The 20027-nt window shown below is 65.1% G+C and carries 17 protein-coding genes; 2 read left to right on the forward strand and 15 right to left on the reverse strand.

From position 1 onward, the window contains the following. The 14 genes from ftsZ to E3N85_RS10610 all read right to left on the reverse strand — a co-directional run bounded on the left by ftsZ (position 1) and on the right by E3N85_RS10610 (position 16691). Positions 1–1209, reverse strand: coding sequence for a cell division protein FtsZ (gene ftsZ / locus E3N85_RS10545; RefSeq protein WP_134462957.1), 1209 nt, complete (start codon positions 1207–1209; stop codon positions 1–3). Positions 1210–1378: 169 nt separating this feature from the next. Next, the gene (locus tag E3N85_RS10550; RefSeq protein ID WP_241978434.1) at positions 1379–2386 is read right to left on the reverse strand and encodes an FtsQ-type POTRA domain-containing protein; all 1008 of its coding nucleotides are present in this window, start codon (positions 2384–2386) and stop codon (positions 1379–1381) included. 100 nt (positions 2387–2486) lie between these two features. Further along, on the reverse strand, positions 2487–3896 hold the full coding sequence (gene murC, locus E3N85_RS10555) for a UDP-N-acetylmuramate--L-alanine ligase (protein ID WP_134462959.1): 1410 nt from the start codon (positions 3894–3896) through the stop codon (positions 2487–2489). An 88-nt stretch (positions 3897–3984) separates the two neighbouring features. Continuing rightward, positions 3985–5058 (reverse strand): glycosyltransferase, encoded by a 1074-nt coding sequence (locus E3N85_RS10560; RefSeq protein ID WP_134462961.1) that lies wholly within the window; start codon positions 5056–5058, stop codon positions 3985–3987. After that, positions 5055–6266, reverse strand: coding sequence for a putative lipid II flippase FtsW (gene ftsW, locus E3N85_RS10565; RefSeq protein WP_241978435.1), 1212 nt, complete (start codon positions 6264–6266; stop codon positions 5055–5057). Before ftsW ends, E3N85_RS10560 begins: the two co-directional genes overlap by 4 nt. Before the next feature lie 164 nt (positions 6267–6430). Further along, positions 6431–7945, reverse strand: coding sequence for a UDP-N-acetylmuramoyl-L-alanine--D-glutamate ligase (gene murD / locus E3N85_RS10570; RefSeq protein WP_134462965.1), 1515 nt, complete (start codon positions 7943–7945; stop codon positions 6431–6433). Next, a complete protein-coding gene (gene mraY / locus E3N85_RS10575) occupies positions 7945–9036 on the reverse strand; it encodes a phospho-N-acetylmuramoyl-pentapeptide-transferase (protein WP_134462967.1) in 1092 nt (363 codons plus the stop codon). The genes murD and mraY overlap by 1 nt, the downstream gene beginning before the upstream one ends. Continuing rightward, positions 9033–10442 (reverse strand): UDP-N-acetylmuramoyl-tripeptide--D-alanyl-D-alanine ligase, encoded by a 1410-nt coding sequence (gene murF, locus E3N85_RS10580; protein ID WP_134462969.1) that lies wholly within the window; start codon positions 10440–10442, stop codon positions 9033–9035. The genes mraY and murF overlap by 4 nt, the downstream gene beginning before the upstream one ends. After that, positions 10443–11987, reverse strand: a complete 1545-nt coding sequence (locus E3N85_RS10585) for a Mur ligase family protein (protein ID WP_134462971.1) — start codon at positions 11985–11987, stop codon at positions 10443–10445. A 15-nt stretch (positions 11988–12002) separates the two neighbouring features. After that, complete coding sequence (locus E3N85_RS10590) at positions 12003–13814, reverse strand: penicillin-binding protein 2 (protein ID WP_134462973.1); 1812 nt, start codon at positions 13812–13814, stop codon at positions 12003–12005. Between the two features lie 28 nt (positions 13815–13842). Further along, a complete protein-coding gene (locus E3N85_RS10595; RefSeq protein ID WP_134462975.1) occupies positions 13843–14412 on the reverse strand; it encodes a hypothetical protein in 570 nt (189 codons plus the stop codon). Continuing rightward, on the reverse strand, positions 14409–15365 hold the full coding sequence (gene rsmH, locus E3N85_RS10600; RefSeq protein ID WP_134462977.1) for a 16S rRNA (cytosine(1402)-N(4))-methyltransferase RsmH: 957 nt from the start codon (positions 15363–15365) through the stop codon (positions 14409–14411). The genes E3N85_RS10595 and rsmH overlap by 4 nt, the downstream gene beginning before the upstream one ends. Before the next feature lie 99 nt (positions 15366–15464). Further along, positions 15465–15896, reverse strand: a complete 432-nt coding sequence (gene mraZ, locus E3N85_RS10605; protein WP_134462979.1) for a division/cell wall cluster transcriptional repressor MraZ — start codon at positions 15894–15896, stop codon at positions 15465–15467. A gap of 417 nt (positions 15897–16313) precedes the next feature. Next, positions 16314–16691, reverse strand: coding sequence for a DUF3040 domain-containing protein (locus tag E3N85_RS10610; protein ID WP_134462981.1), 378 nt, complete (start codon positions 16689–16691; stop codon positions 16314–16316). 104 nt (positions 16692–16795) lie between these two features. Between E3N85_RS10610 and E3N85_RS10615 the strand changes: the two genes are divergently transcribed. Beyond that, positions 16796–18007, forward strand: coding sequence for a polyprenyl synthetase family protein (locus E3N85_RS10615; protein ID WP_134462983.1), 1212 nt, complete (start codon positions 16796–16798; stop codon positions 18005–18007). 61 nt (positions 18008–18068) lie between these two features. Here the strand turns inward: E3N85_RS10615 and E3N85_RS10620 are convergent, their stop codons facing one another. Then, complete coding sequence (locus E3N85_RS10620; protein ID WP_370289225.1) at positions 18069–18401, reverse strand: Rv2175c family DNA-binding protein; 333 nt, start codon at positions 18399–18401, stop codon at positions 18069–18071. A 210-nt stretch (positions 18402–18611) separates the two neighbouring features. Here E3N85_RS10620 and E3N85_RS10625 point away from each other — a divergent pair, with 210 nt between their 5' ends. Beyond that, entirely contained in the window at positions 18612–19922 is a 1311-nt protein-coding gene (locus E3N85_RS10625; RefSeq protein ID WP_134462987.1) for a LysM peptidoglycan-binding domain-containing protein, read from the forward strand. Positions 19923–20027 lie beyond the last annotated feature (105 nt).

A 20027-nucleotide genomic window follows, 5' to 3' on the forward strand; every position in this document is an offset into this window, starting at 1 on the left:
CTACTTGAGGAAGTCGGGGATGTCCAGGTCATCGGCCTCTTCTTCAAAGGCCGGGTCGGCCACGGTTACGCCATTGGCGGCGTCGGAGCTCCCCCAGACGGCCGCGAGCTCGCCATCGCTGTAGCTTCCCGAGCCGGTCGCCGGTGCGCCGTTGGCGCTGCCGGCGGATGCCAGCGCACCGGCCGTGGCCGTTCCGGCGCCTGCTGCAATCCCAGCAGCGACGAGGTCGGCACGCCGCACCTCGACCGCTTTGGCGCCAGGCTCACCGCCGTCGAAACCGGCGGCGATGACGGTGACCCGCACCTCGTCGCCCAGGGTGTCATCGATGACGGCACCGAAGATGATGTTGGCTTCGGGGTGCACGGCCTCCTGGACGAGGCGAGCCGCATCGTTGATCTCAAAGATGCCGAGGTTGGATCCGCCCTGAATCGACAGGAGGACGCCGTGGGCGCCGTCGATGCTCGCTTCGAGCAGGGGCGAGGCAACGGCCAGTTCAGCTGCCTTGATCGCGCGATCGGCACCACGAGCAGAACCGATGCCCATGAGGGCGGAGCCGGCGCCCTGCATGACCGACTTGACGTCGGCGAAGTCGAGGTTGATCAGGCCCGGGGTGGTGATCAGGTCGGTGATGCCCTGCACACCGGCCAGGAGCACCTGGTCGGCGGTGGCGAAGGCTTCGAGCATGCTGATGCCGCGGTCGCTGATTTCGAGCAGGCGATCATTGGGCACGACGATGAGGGTGTCGACCTCATTCTTGAGTGAGGCGACCCCGGTCTCCGCCTGGGCCTGGCGACGCTTGCCCTCAAAGCCGAACGGCTTGGTGACCACACCGATAGTGAGGGCGCCAATCGACTTGGCGATGCGGGCGACGACAGGCGCGCCACCGGTTCCGGTACCGCCACCCTCTCCGGCGGTGACGAAGACCATGTCGGCACCGGCGAGGGCCTCCTCGATCTCTTCAGCGTGGTCTTCTGCGGCGCGGCGACCCACCTCGGGGTCAGCGCCGGCACCAAGACCGCGGGTGAGGTCACGACCGACGTCGAGCTTGACGTCGGCGTCGCTCATGAGCAGAGCCTGGGCATCCGTATTGATGGCGATGAACTCGACACCGCGGAGGCCCAGCTCGATCATGCGGTTGACGGCATTGACGCCGCCACCGCCGATGCCGACAACCTTGATGACGGCTAGATAATTTTGATTGTTTGACACGTCCGGCCTCCGGGTGGAACCTTAAACCTCTTGTCGAAGTTTAAAGTTATGCTGAGTATGCAATTCCTGTTTACGAAAGTATGCGCGGGTGACGCGTGGATGGGGAGGCGCGCCCGCGTGTCGCGAAGAACTCGCCGAATCCGTGGTGAAGACCCCGTGGGTGCGCGAACTAGCGCAGTACGGCGCTGTCGGGTGATGAGACGTCGTACTCGTTGACCGTGCCGGCCGGGTGTCCGATGAATAGGGCGGCCAGCACGACGGCCTTGTATTCCGACTTCTCCGCACTGCCCCAGACGACGCGTTCACCGCCGAGCAGACTCAGGGTGACGTCGTCCGTGGTTGCGGCGGTCACCGCATCCAACTGGGTGCGGATGCTGTCCGGGAGCACGGTGAGTACGGCGGCTGCGGCGGTGAACCCGGCACTGTCGATTCCGTTCGGGGCGTCGATGAGCGGGTAGCCCGCCGTGCGTACCGGCGTCGTCTCGATGACGACGCCCGCGGCATCGACTAGGTCGAAACCGGTCGGACCGGCCAGCACGCCCACCGGAACCCGCTCGATGATGCGCACCACGAGCGTGCCGGGCGGGCGACTCTCGGTGACGTAGCTCTGGATGAGCGTGAACTGCGACAGTTCGCTCTTGACCAGGTCGGTCTCGATCAAAGGAAGGGGCGTTCCGATCTGGCCGGCCAGGGCCGCCGACACGTCGGTCGCCGGAATGCGGCTGGTACCCACGACCTCGATCGTACGGAGCGCCATCAACGGTGAGTAGGCGGCACCGATAATCAGTCCGAAGGCGACAACAACAGAACCGGCACCGAGAATCCAAGCGGTACGCCGGCGCCGAGTGCGCCCGGTGAACCGGCGTACCTCGGCCCGTTCGAAGCGTTTACGGGCACGCTGAGCGGCTCGGAGCACTGACCGGGCCGCACGGGCTCCCGCTGTGCCGCCGGACGACCCCTCGGTCGTGTTCGCCGACGCCAGAGAAGTCACACCCGGCACGGGGATCACCGTGTTCGCCGCCACGGATGCCGTGACCCCGGCGTGGATGATCGGTTCTGTCGTCGTATCGGAAGCGTCGAACGGCTTCGACGAGCGCTTCAGGGGCCCAACGGCGCCCCGGGTGCTTGTCGACTCTGTCGGATGCGGAGTCTGCTCGTCTGAACGAGCCGTTGTCACCCTGTTGCGGTGTGCTTTTGTGCCCAAAGTCGGCTTGCCGGCCGGCTCGGGAGCCGGCTGGGCCGGATGCTGGAAGCCGCCTGGTCGCCTCACCGCCGCCTCATCCGCGTGCCTTTTCCAACGAGGCGAGCAGCTGGGGCACGATGCGGTTGACGTCGCCGCAACCGAGGGTCACGACGAAGTCGCCGTCGCGGGCGATGCTGGCCAGGTAGTCGGCAGCATCCTGCCAGTCGGGCACGTAGGCAACGTGCGACGGGTCGCGGAACCGTTCGGAGACGAGTGCGCCGGTCACGCCGGGCTCTGGATCTTCGCGGGCGCCGTAGACGCCGAGCACGATGGTCTGGTCGGCGAAGGTCTCGAGAGTCTCGGCGAATTCCTGCGCGAACATGCGTGTTCGGCTGTACAAGTGCGGCTGGTGCACCGCAATGATGCGGCCCGCGCCGACGACCGTGCGGGCTGCAGCGAGAGCGGCGGCGACCTCGGTCGGGTGGTGGGCGTAGTCGTCATAGACGCTCACGCCGCCGACCGTGCCGTGCAGCTCGAACCGGCGCTGCGTGCCGCCGAACCCGGCGATCGCGTCAAGGCTTGCTGCGGGGTCGAATCCGAGGCCGACCAGAACGGCAAAGGCGCCGGCCGCGTTGATGGCGTTGTGCTTGCCGGGGATGCGTAGGGTGGCGCTGTAATCCTGGCCCCGCCAGGAGACGCTGAAGCTCACCGGTCCGGTCGTGGTGATGGAGTGCACGCGCACGGTGGAATCGGGATGCTCCCCGAAGGTGATCACCCGCGCGGCGACATCCGCTTCGGCAATCGTGGCGGTGACCCGCACGGCGCCGGCGTCGTCGGACGAGATGACGACCAGCTCGCTCGCGTTGCGGCTGAACTCCACGAAAGCAGCCTGGAAGGCTTCGAGCGAGCCGTAGTGGTCGAGGTGGTCGGGGTCGACGTTCGTGATCAGGGCGACCGCCGTGTGGTAGAGCAGAAAGGAGCCGTCGGATTCGTCAGCTTCGACCACGAACAGGTCGTCGCCACCACTGGCCGAGCTCACGCCGAGGGATTCGATCACACCGCCGTTGACGAAGCTCGGGTCCTGGCCGAGGCCGAGGAGTCCGGTGACGATCATTCCGGTGGACGTGGTCTTGCCGTGGGCGCCGGCGACCGAGACGAGGCGGTGCTCACGGATGAGCCAGGCCAGGGCCTGCGCCCGGTGCAGCACCGGGAGCCCGCGTTCGTTGGCGAGCACGTACTCGGGGTTGTCCAACCAGAGGGCGCCGGTGACCACGAGCGTGTCGGCGTTGCCGACGTTGGCCGCGTCATGGCCGATGAAGACGCTGGCACCCAGATCGCGGAGCGCCTGCACGTTGGGCGACTCCTTCGCATCGGAGCCGGTCACCGTGTAGCCGCGGTTCAGGAACAAGCGTGCGATGCCGCTCATGCCGGATCCGCCGATCCCCACGAAGTGCACCACTCCGAGGTCGTCAGGAATGGTCAGAGTGAGGTCTGGTTTGATCACGGCGGTGCGCTCTTCTCGGTTGCAGCTGATGAGGTGTAGCAAATAAAACAGATCGTGCGGGCACTACGTTACGCGTGCAGCCTGACGATCACGACGGGAGGGCCCCGTGGATCAGGTCGAGCATTCGGGCCGTTCCGTCGAGTGCGCCAACGGACGCCGCCCCCCGCGCCATCGACGCCAGCCTCGCGCGGTCACCCAGCAGTGCCACCAACTCACCCTGAACCCAGGTCGGCACGAAATCGGAGTCGGCGATCAGCACTCCCCCGCCGGCTGCCAGCACGGGCGAGGCGTTGAAGCGCTGCTCGCCGTTGCCGACCGGGTAGGGCACATACACGGCAGGAATGCCGAGCGCGCACAGTTCGCTCACCGTCGCCGCTCCCGCCCGAGTCACGGCGAAATCGGCCGCTGCCAGGGCGAGATCCATGCGGTCGCAATAGGCGACCAGGTGGTAATCCGGCAGCTCGGGGTCGACGACCTCGGCCGTGGTCCCGGTGATGTGCAGCACCTGCCAGCCCGCGGCCACGAGGTCGCCCGCCGCTGCGACCATCGTGGCGTTGAGCCGGCGGGCTCCGAGCGACCCACCGGTGACGAGCACCACCGGTCGGTCGGGGTCAAGCGAGAAGAAGGCCAGGGCTTCGGGACGAGCCGCCGAGCGGTGGAGTTCTTCGATCTCGGGCCGAAGTGGCATCCCGACGAACCGGGCATGTCGAATCGGTGTGCCGGCGAACGCAACGCCGACGTGCCGGGTCAGGCGGGCGCCGAGCTTGTTGGCCAGGCCCGGCTTGGCGTTCGCCTCGTGGATGACGATCGGCACCCCGGCACGCCGGGCCGCGAGGTAGGCCGGGGTGGAGACGTAGCCGCCGAAGCCGACGACCACGTCAACGTGACGCAAACGGATGACGTCGGTCACCGCCCGCACGGCCGCGCCAAAGCGCGGCAGAAAGCGCAGGGCCGCCCGATTCGGTCGGCGTGGAAATGGCACTCGGGGGACGACGATGAGCTCGTAGCCGCGGGCGGGGACCAGGCGCGCTTCGAGACCCTCAGACGTTCCGAGCACGAGCACCGTGGCATCCGCTTCGGTGCTGCGAATGCGGTCGGCGACGGCAAGCAGGGGGTTGACGTGACCGGCGGTTCCGCCGCCTGCCAGAAGGTACGTGGTCATGCCCGGTCAGCCTCGATGGGGTCAGGAGCGGGTTCGCTCGAACGGTCGCCGCGCGCAAAGGAGAGCACGATTCCGATCGCGACGAGGGTGGTGAGCAAAGCGGTACCACCCGCCGAGATCAACGGCAGTGGAACGCCCAACACGGGGAACACTCCGAGCACGACGGCGATGTTGACGAAGGCCTGGCCGATGATCCAGACCATGACAGCGGCCGTGGACACCTTGCCCTGAACCGTCGTGGCCGAACGCATGATGCGGAGGAAGGCGAAGGCCAACAGAATGAACATGCCGAGCACGACGATGCAGCCGATCAGGCCGAGCTCCTCGCCGATGATGGCGAAGATGTAGTCATTGTCGGCCGCCGGCAGCCAGGACCATTTGGCCTTTGAGTTGCCCAGGCCCACGCCGAGGATTCCGCCGTTGGCCAGCGCCCAGGTGCCGTGCAGCGGCTGCCAGCAGCTGCTGGAGATCTCCCCGCTCAGCTGGGTACAGCTCTCGCTGAGAAAGCTCGTGATGCGGGTCATGCGGTTGGGACTCACAATGGCCAGCACGATGGCGGCGCCGACGCCGATCAGCACCGGCACGGCGAGGAGCCGCATTTTGACTCCTGCGAAGAACAGCGCGCCAAAAAGTATGCCGGCCATGATCATGGCGGTTCCGAGGTCACCGCCGATCATGACGAGCAGCACCGCGCCGCCGCCGACACCGAACACGGGAATGAACACGTGCTTCCAGTCGTCGAGCTGGTTCTGCTTTTGCGAGAGAATCATGCCGAGCCAGACGACCAGGGCCACCTTGATGCCCTCGGACGGCTGAAATTGGATGCCGCCGATGTTCAGCCAGTTGGTGTTGCCGCCGGTTCCGACGCCGAGCCCGGTGGCCACGACGAGAAACTGCAGAAAGCTGGTGATCAGCAAGGACGGCCAGGCCACGCGACGCCAGAAGGCGAGCGGCAGCCGACTCACGACGAGCATAAGCGGAAGACCGATCAGGGCGAACATGCCCTGACGCAACAGTCCACCGAAGAACCCCATGTCGGCCAGAAAGGAGTCCACCGACGACGACGACAGCACCATGACGAGGCCGAAAATGACCAGGAACAGGGTCGTACCGAGCAGCAGAAAGTAGTTGCCGCCCTCAGCCTTGAACACGCGACCCAGGTTGATCCGAACCGATGGCCCGCCCGCCGCTTCCGGTGCGGCTGGCACGGCCGCGCCCCGCGATGGCCGCAGGGCCGCCAGGCGAGCACTGGGCGCCTGGCGCGCACCGGTCGACGGGTGTGAGGTCGGGAGAGAAGTCGGTGCGCTGGGCTGGACCTGAGCGGCCGGCCTGGTGCGGGAAGCGGGGTTACGCGGCACCTGTACCATCCGCGTCACCTGCCCAAGAAGTCGTGTACTGCCTGATTGAAAAGCCGGCCCCGTTCGGCATAGCTCTCGAACTGGTCCATCGACGCGGCTGCCGGTGCCAGCAGCACCGTGTCACCAGCCAGAGCGAGTTCGGCGGCACGTCGCACCGCTTCCGTCATCACCTGATCAGTGTCGTCCGAGTCGATCTCGAACACGGTCAGGTCGGGGGCGTGTCGCGCGAATGCCTGCCGTAATACCGTTCGGTCGACGCCGATGATGATCGCCCCCCGCAGACGGCCGACGTGCTTGTGCACGAGGGCGTCGATGTCGACCCCTTTGAGCAGCCCGCCGACCAGCCAAACGACCGACTCATAGGCGGCCAATGAGGCGTCGGCGGCGTGCGGGTTGGTGGCTTTGGAATCGTCGATCCACTCGACGCCGTCTCCGATGGCGACGGTCTCGATGCGGTGGGCGTCGAGGTGGAAAGTTTCCAGCGCCGTATGGATGGTCGCCGGGAGCACGCCGAACGACCGGGCCAGGGCGCTCGCGGCGAGCACGTCCGCGATCACGTGCGGGGCGCCGAGTCCGGCGGCGACGAGGTGCGGCACCGTGGTCAGCTCGAGCGCGCGTTCAAACCGGTCCTCCAGAAAAGCCCGATCGCAGACGATGCCGTCGACGATGCCCAACTCGCTCGGTCCGGGCACGCCGAGTCCGAAACCGATCGCCCGGGCGCCATCCTGCACGTCGGCGTTCTGCACCATGGTGAGGGTCGCGTCATCCGCCTTGTTGTAGACGCACGCCACGGCGGTGTGCAGGTAGACGGTCGCCTTGGCGGCGCGATAGGCCGCAGCCGTTCCGTGCCAGTCAAGGTGATCGTCGGCAAGGTTGAGGCAGACGCTCGCCCAGGGTTTGAGGGCACCGGGGCCGCTGTGCGGCAGGTGGTGCAGCTGGTAGCTCGACAGTTCGACGACCAGCACGTCCCAGCCCTGCGGGTCGCGGATGGCGTCGAGCACTGGCACGCCGATGTTGCCGCAGGGGGCGACGCGGCTGCCGTGGGCGGCGAGCATCGTGGCGGTTAGTTGCACGGTCGTGGTCTTGCCGTTGGTGCCGGTGACGAGCATCCACTCGGCGGGAGGGCCGACCTTGTCACGCAGCCGCCAGGCCAGTTCTATATCGCCCCAGACCGGAACCTCGTGTGCGGCCGCCCAGAGCAGCAGCGGGTGGTCCGGGTGAAAACCGGGCGACACGATCATCAATTCCGGATGCTGCGCCGCGAGTTGGGCAGGAACCTCGCGCAGGTCAGCCTGCACGAACGGCACCCCGAGCACGGTAAGTAGATCGAACCGTTCGTCGGGGCCCGGCGACGCCAGCACGAGCACGTCGGCGCCGAGCTCTGCCAGGGTGTCGGCGGCGGCGAAGCCCGTCACGCCGAGGCCCAGCACGCTCACGCGCAGGCCCCTCCAATCGGCGTGCCAGCTGGTGAGCTCATTCAGGCGGTCGTTGGTGCCGGCGTCTCCATCAGCATTAGTGTCAGCACCCATTAGCGCGACAGCCACTCGAGGTAGAAGGAGCCGACACCGGCAGCGACGAGCAGGCCGCCGATGATCCAGAATCGCACGACGACCGTTACTTCGGCCCACCCTTTGAGTTCGAAATGGTGATGGATCGGACTCATCAGGAAGATGCGTTTACCGTGCGTGATCTTGAAGTAGGCGCGCTGCACGATCACCGAACCGGCTTCCATCACGAACAGCCCGCCGATGAGCACGAGGAGTAGTTCGGTGCGGCTGAGAATCGCGAGGGCGGCGAGGGCGCCGCCGAGGGCGAGCGATCCGGTGTCACCGAGAAATATCTTGGCCGGAGAGGTGTTCCACCAGAGAAATCCGATCAAGCCGCCGACGATGGTCGCAGCGACAATGGCGAGGTCGAAGGAGTCGGGCCCGAGATAACACTTGTATTGATCGGCGGCATCCGCTCCCCCGAAGCAGCTCTGGTTGGACTGCCAGAAACCGATCACGACGAAAGACCCGATGGCGAAGATCAGTGCCCCCGTGGCGAGGCCGTCGAGGCCGTCGGCCACGTTGACGCCGTTCGAGGTCGCGGCGACTATCAGGCAGATCCAGATCAGGAACACGCCGATCCCGATGAAGGTACCGAGCTTCATGAAGTCGAGCGGCAGGTCGCGAATGAAGGAGATGCTGGTCGACGCGGGTGTCTGGCCGTTGCGGTCGGCGAATTGCAGCGACAAGACGCCGAAGGCACCGGCGACGATGACCTGCCCGAGTACTTTCGACCAGCCGCCGAGCCCGAGGCTGCGCTGATTGCGGGTCTTGAGAAAGTCGTCGAGAAAACCGACGAGTCCCAGGCCGACCATCATGAACAGCACGAGCAACGGCGACGGGGTGAAGGGCCGTTGTTCGATCAGCATGGTGGTGAAGTAGCTGATCAGCACACCCAGAATGATGATGATGCCACCCATGGTGGCGGTGCCGCGCTTGGCGTGGTGGCTCTTGGGGCCGTCGTCGCGAATGAACTGGCCCCAGCCGAGCTTCTTGAACAATCGAATGAACAGCGGAGTCAGGAACAGGGTGAACGCGAGCGAAAACGCACCGGACAGTAAAAGGACTCTCACGAGAACAAGTCTCCCAGTCGATCGCCGAGGAATCGCAGACCCGCGGAGTTCGATGACTTCACCAGCACCGTATCCCCCGGATTCACGCTGCTGCGCACCAGATCGAAGGCTTCGTCCGGCGTGTCGACATAGGCCGACTCACCGTCCCAGGATCCCTCGTTGATCGTGCTGATGTGCATGCGGCGGGCCGCGGGGCCCACCACGATCATCTGGGAGATATTCAGGCGCACGGCGAGCAGTCCGATCCGATCGTGCTCGTCGCCGGCCAGTTCACCGAGCTCGGCCATCTCCCCGAGCACCGCGATGGTGCGTCGGCCGGGGGTGCCGATCTGCGCGAGTGTCTTGAGGGCAGCGCTCATCGAGTCGGGGCTCGCGTTGTAGGCGTCGTTAATGACGGTGATGTCGTCTTTGCCGCCGAGTACCTCCATGCGCCATCGTTCGGCTCGCGTGGTGGCTTGCAGTGCGGCGACGATGTCGCCAAGCGATACTCCGAGCACCTCGGCGGCGGCCGCCGCGGCGAGGGCGTTCATGACGTGGTGCTCACCGAGCACGCGAAACTCGACCGTGGCGCTCTGCCCGCTCGCGAGGTGCAGGGTAAAGGTCGTTCCGGTACGGCCGGAGTTCAGGTCGCTCGCGCGCACGTCGGCCTGGCCATATTCACCGAAGCGGACGATGCGCGCGGGGGTGATCGCGGCCATCTGCGCGACCCGTGGATCATCGGCGTTGAGCACCGCGACATCCGTTTCGAGCAGATCGGTGACCATCTCGGATTTCGCCCGCACGGTGGCGTCGAGGTCGCCGAATTCGCCGGCATGAGCCAGACCTACGATGAGCACAATGCCGATGTCGGGGCGGACCAGACGCACGAGGTTCGCGATCGCGCCCTCGCTGCTGGCCCCCATCTCGATCACGAGAAACCGTGTCTCGAACGTCACCTCGAGCATCGTCATCGGCGCACCGACCTGATTGTTGAAAGAGCCGCGCGGGGCGACGGTGGGGCCGACCTGTTCGAGCATGCTGCGCAACAGGTTCTTGGTGGTGGTCTTGCCGTTGGAACCGGTGACGGCGACGACCTTCAGGTTCCCGACGGCGCGCACCCTGGCGACGACCGCGGCGGCCAGGGCGCCGAGCGCTGCGACGGCGTCGGCGACGACAATCTGGGTGACCGGCAAATCGAGCAGATGTTCCACGATGAGCAGCACGGCACCGCGTCCGGTCGCGTCGGACGCGAACAGGTGTCCGTCGGTGACCGCGCCGAACTTGGCTACGAAAATGGAGCCGGGTTCGCTCAGCCGGGAGTCGGTCTGCACCGAACCGTCAACGAGGTCAGTGGCCGAGGAGGCGTCGGTGAGGTGCAGGGCACCGTTGACGGCCTGGCTGATATCGGACAGGGAGAGGGCGATCATTTACAGCCACCCCGCGTCGCGAAGCGCCTGCCGGGAGTCTTCCCGGGCCGAATACGGCAGTTTCACGCCTTGCACCTCGTGGTAGTCCTCGTGGCCTGGGCCGGCGTAAAGAATGGTGTCTCCTTCGTGTGCGAGTGACAACGCCGTGCGAAATGCCACACGCGGATTGGCCACCTCGTAGAACTCGCCGTCTGGCACAGCTTCGCGGGCAGCGTTCAGCAGAACGCTACGGATGCTCGCGGCGTCTTCAAACCGCGGGTGAAAGTCGGTCACGACCACGATATCGCTGCCTTGCGCGGCGATTCTGCCCATATCGGCGCGTTTCGTGGTGTCGCGGTCGCCGTCGGCACCGAACAACATGATCAGTTTGCCGGGCGTGAATTTGCGTAGGGCCGCGAGGGTGTTGAGGAAAGCATCGGGGCTGTGGCCGTAGTCGATGTAGACGAGCGGGCCGCGATCACCGGAGATGCGCTCCGCGCGCCCGGGAATGAAAGCCACGATGCCACCGTCGCGGTTCAGCGTGTGTTGGATCGCGCCGAGGTCGAATCCGCTCTCCACGAGCATGACGATGGCCAGCGCGGCGTTGGCGGCCATATACCAGCCCAGCAGCGGCACCCGGGTGTGCAGGCGGCGACCGCCCTGGCCCTCGAGCACGAAGTCGGTGTGCGTGGCGGATTCGCCGACCACGGTCATGCGCCAGTCGGCGTCCACGTCGGCCCGGTTGGTGATCGTCGTCACCGGGATACGGCACTCGTCGGCGATTCGGCGACCCCAGTCGGTGTCGACGGTGACGACGCCGCGGTGCGAGCGGTCGGGCTGGAACAGCTCGAGCTTGGCATGGAAGTAGTCGTCCATGGCCGCGTAGTCGTCGAGGTGGTCGTGGCTGAGATTCGTGAACGCCGCGATGTCGAAGACGAGTCCGTCGACCCGGTAGCGGCTCAGGGCCTGTGCTGACACCTCGATGCCGACCGCGCGCACTTCCGCCTCGTTCATGCGCGCCAGCAGGGCGTGCAGTTCGCTGGCTTCCGGTGTGGTGAGCGCACTCGTCACGGCGAGGTCGCCAATGCGGCGTTCAGCGGTGGAGGTGAGTCCGGAGACAACGCCCAGTTGGTTCAGAATGCCAAAGAGCAGGTAGACGACGCTGGTTTTGCCATTGGTCCCGGTGACCGCGAACAGGGTCGCCGGGTTGTCGTGGGTGCGGTAGATCCAGGCGGCAACGGCGCCGAGCGCGGCCCGGGCATCCGGTGTCACGAGCACGGGCAGACCGCTGCCCGCACACAGCACAGCGCCCGCCTCGTCGGTCAGGATGGCCACTGCGCCGGCCTCGGCAGCCGCCGCGGCGAAGCTGGCACCGTGCAGGTGTTGGCCGGGAACACCGACATAGAGGTCACCCGGTTGCACCGTGCGCGAGCTCAGGCTCACACCGGTGACCTCGAGACCGTCGATGTCTCCACGCAGTTCTAGATCAAATTCGGCAACCAATCCCGACAACGACCGCGGAACGGGGTGCTCGGGACGAAGAGCCGACGGCGCCAATTCAGACACGCAGGGCTCACTTTCTTACCAGGTGGAAGGGAGGTCAGGCGGAGTCGCACCTGAAGGAACCGCCCGGTACTTTTTCAACACCTGACTCATGATCTCCTGGAAGACCGGAGCCGGTGCGGCCGACGTGTTCAGTTTAACAGGGTCGGCGATGCTCACCGAAACGACATACTGTGCATCGTCCGCCGGAGCGTACCCGGACACCGACACCAAATACCCGTTGGAGTATCCACCCTTACCGTCCGGCATCTGGGCGGTTCCGGTCTTGGCAGCCACGCGGTAGCCAGGAATATTCCACTTGCTGGCCACCCAGCTCTTCTGGTACACCATCTCGAGCACGTCACTGGTTTCGTGCGCCGCCGTCTCGGACAGCACCCGGGTACCGGTCACGTCGGGCACCTCGGTCATGGTGCCGTCGGATTGCCGGCACCCCTCCACCAACTGCACCGGCATGCGCACGCCGTCGTTGGCGATGGTCTGGTAGATGCTCGCAACCTGCAATGCGCTCGTGGTCAGGCCCTGACCAAACATGGTCGCGTAGTTGGTCTGGCTGTCCCAGTCGTCGACCGCGTGCAGTATTCCGCCGTCCTCGCGCGGAAAACCAGTCTCGGTCGCGGTGCCCACACCGAATGCTTTCATGTAGTCGAAGCGCTGCTGTTTGGTGAGCAGTTCACCGAACTTGGACATGCCGGTGTTGCTCGAGTCGATCAGCACGCCGGTGAGAGTCATACGCTGGTCGGGGTGTTGATGGCTGTCATTGATGTTCGCGCCGTTGGCCGGCAGGTACCGGTAGGGCACGACGATGCCGGTGTCGAGCGTGGCCACCCCGGCGTCGAGCACGGATGCCGCGGTGAGCGCTTTAAAGGTCGAGCCGGGTTCGAAGGACTGGGTGAAGGCGCGGGAGCCGCGATCCTCCGGGTTCTTGGTACCGCCGACATTGTTCGGGTCGACCGAGGGATAGTCGGCCACAGCCAGTAGCTTGCCGCTCTTGGCATCCTGCACGACCGCCGTCGCCCACGCTGCCCCGGTCTCCTGCGCCCGTGCGGCAAGGGTCTGCTGCACGAACCATTGCAGGTCGGAGTCGATGGTCGTCACGACATCGCCGCCGTCGACGGCCTCGCTGCTCGTGACGCTGCTACCCGGAATGCGCACGCCGTCGGCACCCTTTTCGTAAGTCTCCGAACCGTTGGTTGAGGCCAGGCAGGTTTCCTGCCCGGATTCGAGGCCAGCCTGCGGCACGCCCTCCCCCGACAGAAAGCCGAGCACGTTGCCGGCGACGGCCCCATTCGGGTAGACCCGGCTGGGACTTTTCTCGGAGTAGGTCCAGGGAATGTGCAGGTCTTGCACTGCGCGCAACACGTCCACATCGACCTTCTTCGCGATGTAGGCGAAGTTCGTTTTGGCATTCGCCTTCAGGGCGGTCGAGATCGTCGACAGAATGGCATCACCGCTTTGACCGGTCGCTGCGCCGATTTCGGCGGCGGCTTCGGCCACCGAAATTTCGATTTTCTTGCCATTGACGGTGCGCTTGAACGGTGTCGCATTCACCGGAGACATGGTGATATTGAAACGCATGACCGTTCCGGCCAGCACGACACCGTTGGTGTCCACGATCTCGCCGCGTGAACCGTAGACCACCTGGCCGACCGAGCGGTTTCCCACGGAGTCGGCGGTGAGCGAATCGGCCTGCACAACCTGAATGTCGACCAGGCGCACCAGAAACACGGCGATCACGGCGAACAGCACGACGATGGTGAAAAAGGTGCGTCGGCGGCTGGACCGGGATTTAGTCGGATTGTTGTCTCCGGCACTGCTGTTGCGCACGCTCATCTGCCCATTCTGGTCGACTCCGGGGGAACTATCGGGTAGTGGGCGCCGCGAGTCCCGCGGGCACGACCGGAGCGCTGGTGATTGCGACGGCGCCAGCCTTGGCGGCCGCGTCGTCCGGAAGCTGCGTCAGCGGGGTGCTACCGGTCAACAGGGCGTTGGGTACCAGGCTGGCCGCTCCGGCCTGGGAACCCGACGCCGACGCCGGAGCGCCCAAAACAGCACCGTCGGAGAGCCGCAGGTAGACCGGATTGGAGTTGCTGACCATGCCCAATCCTTCGGCATTGGCGGCAAGGCTCTGCGGGGAGGACACCCGAACGAGGTCTTCATTCAAACTGGCCGCGGTGCGCCCGAGGTCTGACTGGTTCGATTGCAGGCTCGAAATCTCATAGGCGCCCTGGGAGATGCCGACACTCAGCAGCAGTTGGGCGACGATGATGGCGGCTATGCCGGCTACCGAGGTGAGCGCGTAGAAGATGCGCGGGCGGGCCCGACGGCTCGGGGCGGGCGAGACGAGGCGGAACCCACGGCGTTCCGGATTCAGAGCATCGAACTGGTCGCTGTCAAGTGAAAACGGTGCGCGTGCCAGGTTGTCGCTCATGCGGTGGCCCTTCTCAGTCGTTCAGCGGCGCGCAGCCTGACCGGCGTGGCACGGGGGTTGAGAGCTTTTTCTTCGTCGGAGGCAAGTTCGGCGCCGCGCAGCAGAAGGGTGAAGAGTGGCTTGTGTTCGGGCAGCTCGACCGGGAGTCCGGCGGGAGCTGTGGAACCGGATGCGGCGGCGAAGGCCCGCTTGACGATGCGGTCCTCGAGCGACTGGTAAGCCATGACGACGATGCGGCCGCCGACGGCTACCCGATCGAGCGCGGCGGGAATGGCCCGTTCGAGCACGGCCAACTCCTGGTTGACCTCGATGCGCAGCGCCTGGAACACCCGCTTGGCCGGGTGGCCGAGACGCTGGATGGCGACCGGGGTGGCCTTGGTGATCACGTCGACCAGTTGCGCCGATCGCACGAACGGAGTCAGTTCGCGGGCTTCAACGATGGCCTTGGCGTAGCGTGCGGACAGTTTCTCTTCGCCGTAGTCCTGGAAGATGCGCCTGAGATCATGCTCACTGTAATCGGCGAGGATGCTCTCGGCGGTGAGGCCGGCTGTACCGTCCATGCGCATATCGAGAGGAGCATCCTTCGAGTACGAGAAGCCGCGTTCGACCCGGTCAATTTGTAGCGACGAGACGCCGAGGTCGAAAAGTACGCCGGCGACTTCGCTGATACCGAGGCCATCGAGGGCCTCGCCGATGCCGTCGTAGACGGTGTGTACGAGGTGTACCCGGTCGCCGAAGTCCTTGAGTCGTTCCTCGGCAATGGCGAGGGCCTCGGTGTCGCGGTCGAGGCCGACAAGGGTCAGTTCGGGGAAGCGTGACAGGATCGCTTCTGCGTGTCCGCCCATGCCGAGTGTCGCGTCGACGAGCACGGCGCCGGGCCGGGCGAGCGCGGGTGCGAGTAGCTCGACGCAGCGTTCGAGCAATACCGGGGTGTGAATTTCGTTACCAGCCATAATGCCGGGATAGTCCGTGACGCCTGATTCCCCTCCATTTCGTCCTGGCACCGGGGAAGTGTGTCAGGGCAAAAACGGCTGGGAGTCAGGCGCCAAGGGCTAGAAGAGTCCCGGAATCACCTCCTCCGTCGTGTTGGCGTACGAGGTCTCCTGCTCGGCGAGGTACGTGGCCCACGCTTCGCTGTCCCAAATCTCGACTCGGCTGCCAGCACCGATGACGGTCAGTTCCCGGTCAAGCCCCGCATAGCTGCGTAGGTTGCCGGGGATGGTGACGCGGTTTTGTTTGTCCGGTGTTTCCGAACTCGCACCCGACAGAAAAACCCGAAGGTAATCACGAGCTTGCTTGCTCGTGACCGGCGCCTGGCGGATCTTGTCGTGCAGGATTTCGAATTCCCGGGTGCTGAACACGTAGATGCAGTGTTCCTGCCCGCGTGTCATCACCACTCCGGTGGAGAGTTCGTCCCGAAACTTGGCGGGAAGAATGATGCGCCCTTTTTCGTCGAGCCGGGGGGCATAGGTGCCAAGAAACAAGAATCACCCCTTTCTTCCGGCCAGATTCAGGTCTGGCTCCACTTTACTCCACCTTCAACCACGAAACCTAGAAAATCGAGGCTATTCAGCAAAAAAATGTCTCGTCAACCCCGGATTTACGGGTCAACGTCACGTGGAGGGAAATGGAGCATGATCTGTCAGAACAACTGCTTTCGGCCCGTTTTTAAGCACAAAAAAGGGCCGATCAGATGATCGGCCCTGTGCGGCTGCAAATTATGGAGTTATTGGCGCCCGGTGGAGGGTCTGGATCGTGCTTCGGGTCCGGGGTGCATCCGAGCATTTGCACTACTGAGCATTCGCACTACTGAGCATCAGCAACACTGCACATCAGCAGCATTGACCATCAGCAACATTGAGCACTAGCGATACGAGCATCGGCGACACCGACCGTTCGCGCTATTGACCGTCCTGGCGGCGGTCCCACCGATCGTTCAGTCGTTCCATGAAGCCCTGGTTGGACTTGGCCTGCGCCGGGCGATGGCCGGCTGAGGATGGTCCGGGAACGGCGCGGATGGCTTTGCCGGGCGTGACCGCGATGAGCACACCACCGAACATGACGATGAACCCCAGAATGCCGAGCCACAACTGTGCGATGGCGACGCCCGTAATGAGGGCGACGATGCCGGCGACGGCGAGCAGGACACCGATTGCGATCGAACGATAGTTCGGGCGCATTCGCGATGCTCCAACGCTGGCGACAAAGTCGGCATCGTTGTGATAGAGGCTGCGCTCCATCTCTTCAAGGAGTCGCTGCTCCTGTTCCGAAAGCGGCATCTCATTCCCTCCAGTTACGGGATCGAGCGGGTGGGGTGACAAATCCGAGCAGGACGGCTCGAACTCCATAATTCTAACCCCGCCGTGGTGGCTAGGCTATACGGGTGCCTGAAAGCAAACGCCTGGTCGACTTGGTTCAATCTCGCATCGACGACTACCTCATGTCTCGTGCTCCAATTGTGACCCTGATCAGCTCCGATCTAACTCCTCTTATTGACTACTCACGGCAGTTTCTCAGCGGTGGAAAGCGCTTTCGAGCGCAATTTTGTTACTGGGGTGCACAGAGCGTTCTCGCGTCCGATTTCGCTCCGGAAACGGGGCAGGAAGCGAGCCCGGAGTCGGTCAGCAAAGCGGCGGGAGAACGAACGAACCGTGCAGCCGGTGCGGCCGACGAAGCCATAGCATCCGCCGGTCTGGAAGCCGGCGCGGCAGGGTTGGCGGCCGTTGTATCGACGGCCAGCGCACTGGAGATTTTTCATGCGGCTGCCCTCGTGCACGACGACATCATTGACAACTCCGACACGCGACGGGGTGCTCCGAGCGCCCACAAGCTGTTCGAAAGTTTGCACGCGCGTGAGGGCTGGGCCGGCGACCCGGTCTCGTTTGGTCGGGCGTCAGCGATTCTGCTCGGCGATCTACTGCTCGGCTGGAGCGATGAGCTGCTCGACGAGGGTCTCCATGGACTCGCCGATCGCGCCGCGGCCCGACGTGCCCGACTCGAGTTCAACCATATGCGCACCGAGGTCACAGCCGGGCAGTACCTCGACATTCTCGAAGAACGCGCGTGGCTGGCACAGCCGGAAGCGGAGCTGCTCGATCGGGCTCTCCGGGTGATCGTGTTCAAATCAGCCAAGTACAGCGTTCAGGCTCCCCTTGTGATCGGAGCAGCGCTGGCCGGCGCCACGGCCGCCCAGCTGGGCGCGCTGCGTACTTTCGGCTTGCCACTGGGCATGGCCTACCAGCTGCGCGACGACCTGCTCGGGGTATTCGGCGACACCGCGGTGACCGGCAAGCCGAGTGGCGACGATCTGACCGAGGGCAAGCGCACGGTGTTGATCGCCCTGGCTCGGGAGCGTCTGGACGACACCGACAGAGCCTCGCTCGACGCACAGCTCGGCGACCCAGCGCTCGACGCCGCGCAGATTCGTACGTTGCAGCAGCTCATCACCGACAGTGGCGCCGTCGACCGGGTCGAGGCGCTCATCGAAGCGCAGGTTGCGCAGGCTTTAGCGGCACTTCAGACCGCACCCATCACTGCCGAGGCCAAGCAGAAGCTGCGGGATTTGACCGATCGGGTGACGCACCGGGCGTTCTGATCGACACGCGTTCTTCTGAAGCAAGGCCCGTTCAGGCCACAGTCGGCTGAGCCAAAGCCGGTTAAGCCAGGGCCTGGGCGACCCGACGCACTTCGGCCTTGCGGCCGGCGCGGAGGGCTTCGATCGGCGGCACGCCGAGGCTGTCGTCGATCTCGAGCAGCCAGGTCATGGCCTGCATGTCCGTGAAGCCGTCGTCGGCCAGAACGAACAGCGTGCCACGGAGTTCCGGAACGGGAGCCCCATCACGTAGGAAGAGTGAGGGGACCATCGAGACGTTGTCCCGCCGAATAGCCAGCAGGTACTTGTCGTCGATCAGATGCCGCACGCGACTCTGGCTCATTCCGAGCAGGTTGACCAGGGCAGGGATAGTAAGCCACTCGGGCTCTGAAGACACATCACTCACTCCATCAGCTTCCCATGAATCGGGGCCACGGCAAAACCTCCGACCGCTTAATTATCTTGATCAGAGCTTTTTCGTGCTGACCGTTCGATTGACTCCCCTGCATTACTATGAAAACCTCATAGTGGGGATTGCCCCACACTGCACGTTGCTGTACGAATTCTCTGCACACAGTGACCGTGTGCGCACAATGAATGGAGCACCATGTCGTCCAAGGTGAGTACAAAAACGACGGATGCCGCCGCGCTAGGCGCGTCGGTTCCCGAGGCAGGGAGCGTTGTCGCATTGTCCGGTGCCGGTTCTTCCACTCGGCTGGCGAAGAAGACCGGCGACCGACGCTCCAGTCCGGCATTGCTGACGGTACCCATCGTGCTCGTGAGTACGCTCGCGATCAGCCTCAACCTGGCGGCGCCGGTTCACGCCCAGGCCCTGACGAAGAAACCGCTCGAGTCGAAGCTCGCCGAGACCACTCCCGCGTTGGCGGTGGCCGAGGTAGCCGCCGTGCAGAGTGCGCCGGCCCAGTATTCGGTCGTGGATGGCGACTCCGTGAGCGCAATCGCCGCGCGGTTCGGTTTGACGACGTCGGCCGTGCTGGCGCTGAACGGTCTCGATTCCCAGGCCTTGATCTTTGCCGGTCAGGTTTTGGCCTTGGCTCAGACGGCGGCGCCGGCGCCATCCGCTGCCAACGCACCGAACGCCTACACGGTGCAAAGTGGCGACACCCTGAGTGGCATCGCGGCCGCCCACGGCCTGAAAACCGCCGATGTTCAAGGAGCCAACGGCCTCACCGCGAGTGACGTCATTCACCCGGGTCAGATCGTGCTTCTTACCGAGACCCCGGTGTTGGAATCGTTGGCGTACATCGCGCCGGTAGCGCACGTTGCCTCGGCAGTCACCCACACCATCGCCTCCGGCGAGACCATCACCACCGTGGCCAGCGCAGCCGGGGTGAGCGTGCAGGCCGTGCTCGACGCCAACGGCCTCGGCTGGTCGAGCATCATCTACCCAGGACAGGTTCTGGTTCTGCCGTTGCCGCCGGCATCCGTTCCGGCCGTCGTCGCACCCGCCCGAGCGCCGGACACGATCGCATCGGCCGGAGTGGTGACTCCGATGTCTGAAGAGATGCGGCAGAACGCCCAGACGATCGTGTCGGTCGGTCGGGGCGCCGGTGTCAACCGTGCCGGTCTCGTCGTGGCACTGGCCGCGGCGGCCCAGGAATCAGGGCTGCGCAACGTGGACTACGGCGACCGGGATTCCCTCGGACTGTTCCAACAGCGGCCGAGCGCCGGCTGGGGCACCCCCGAGCAGATTATGGACCCGGTGCGGGCCAGCCGCGCCTTCTTCGGTGGCGCAAGCAACCCGAACCCAAACGTGACCCGAGGGCTGCTCGATATCGCTGGCTGGGAGTCGATGACCGTGACTCAGGCTGCGCAGGCCGTGCAGATTTCGGCGTACCCCGACTACTACGCGAAATGGGAAACGTCGGCGCGCGCCTGGATCAGCCAAATCGGGTAGGCCGGTCGCCCGCCCGATCAGGGCGGCCGGGCCACGGGGTCACCGACCAGGATGGCGCCCTGTGCGCGCCGCGTTCCGGTGCCGCCACCGAATTCCGTAGAATCA

Origin of the sequence: Cryobacterium sp. Hz9, from assembly GCF_004402825.1 — a bacterium.
Taxonomy (GTDB): Bacteria; Actinomycetota; Actinomycetes; order Actinomycetales; family Microbacteriaceae; genus Cryobacterium; species Cryobacterium gelidum.

Bases quoted from the DNA above. Each gene is read 5' to 3' on its own strand.
- murD (WP_134462965.1), bottom strand. From the start codon at position 7,945: ATGGGTGCTGACACTAATGCTGATGGAGACGCCGGCACCAACGACCGC.
- E3N85_RS10595 (WP_134462975.1), bottom strand. From the start codon at position 14,412: ATGAGCGACAACCTGGCACGCGCACCGTTTTCACTTGACAGCGACCAG.
- rsmH (WP_134462977.1), bottom strand. From the start codon at position 15,365: ATGGCTGGTAACGAAATTCACACCCCGGTATTGCTCGAACGCTGCGTC.
- E3N85_RS10610 (WP_134462981.1), bottom strand. From the start codon at position 16,691: ATGCCGCTTTCGGAACAGGAGCAGCGACTCCTTGAAGAGATGGAGCGC.
- E3N85_RS10625 (WP_134462987.1), top strand. From the start codon at position 18,612: ATGTCGTCCAAGGTGAGTACAAAAACGACGGATGCCGCCGCGCTAGGC.
- E3N85_RS10560 (WP_134462961.1), bottom strand. From the start codon at position 5,058: ATGACCACGTACCTTCTGGCAGGCGGCGGAACCGCCGGTCACGTCAAC.
- murF (WP_134462969.1), bottom strand. From the start codon at position 10,442: ATGATCGCCCTCTCCCTGTCCGATATCAGCCAGGCCGTCAACGGTGCC.
- E3N85_RS10590 (WP_134462973.1), bottom strand. From the start codon at position 13,814: ATGAGCGTGCGCAACAGCAGTGCCGGAGACAACAATCCGACTAAATCC.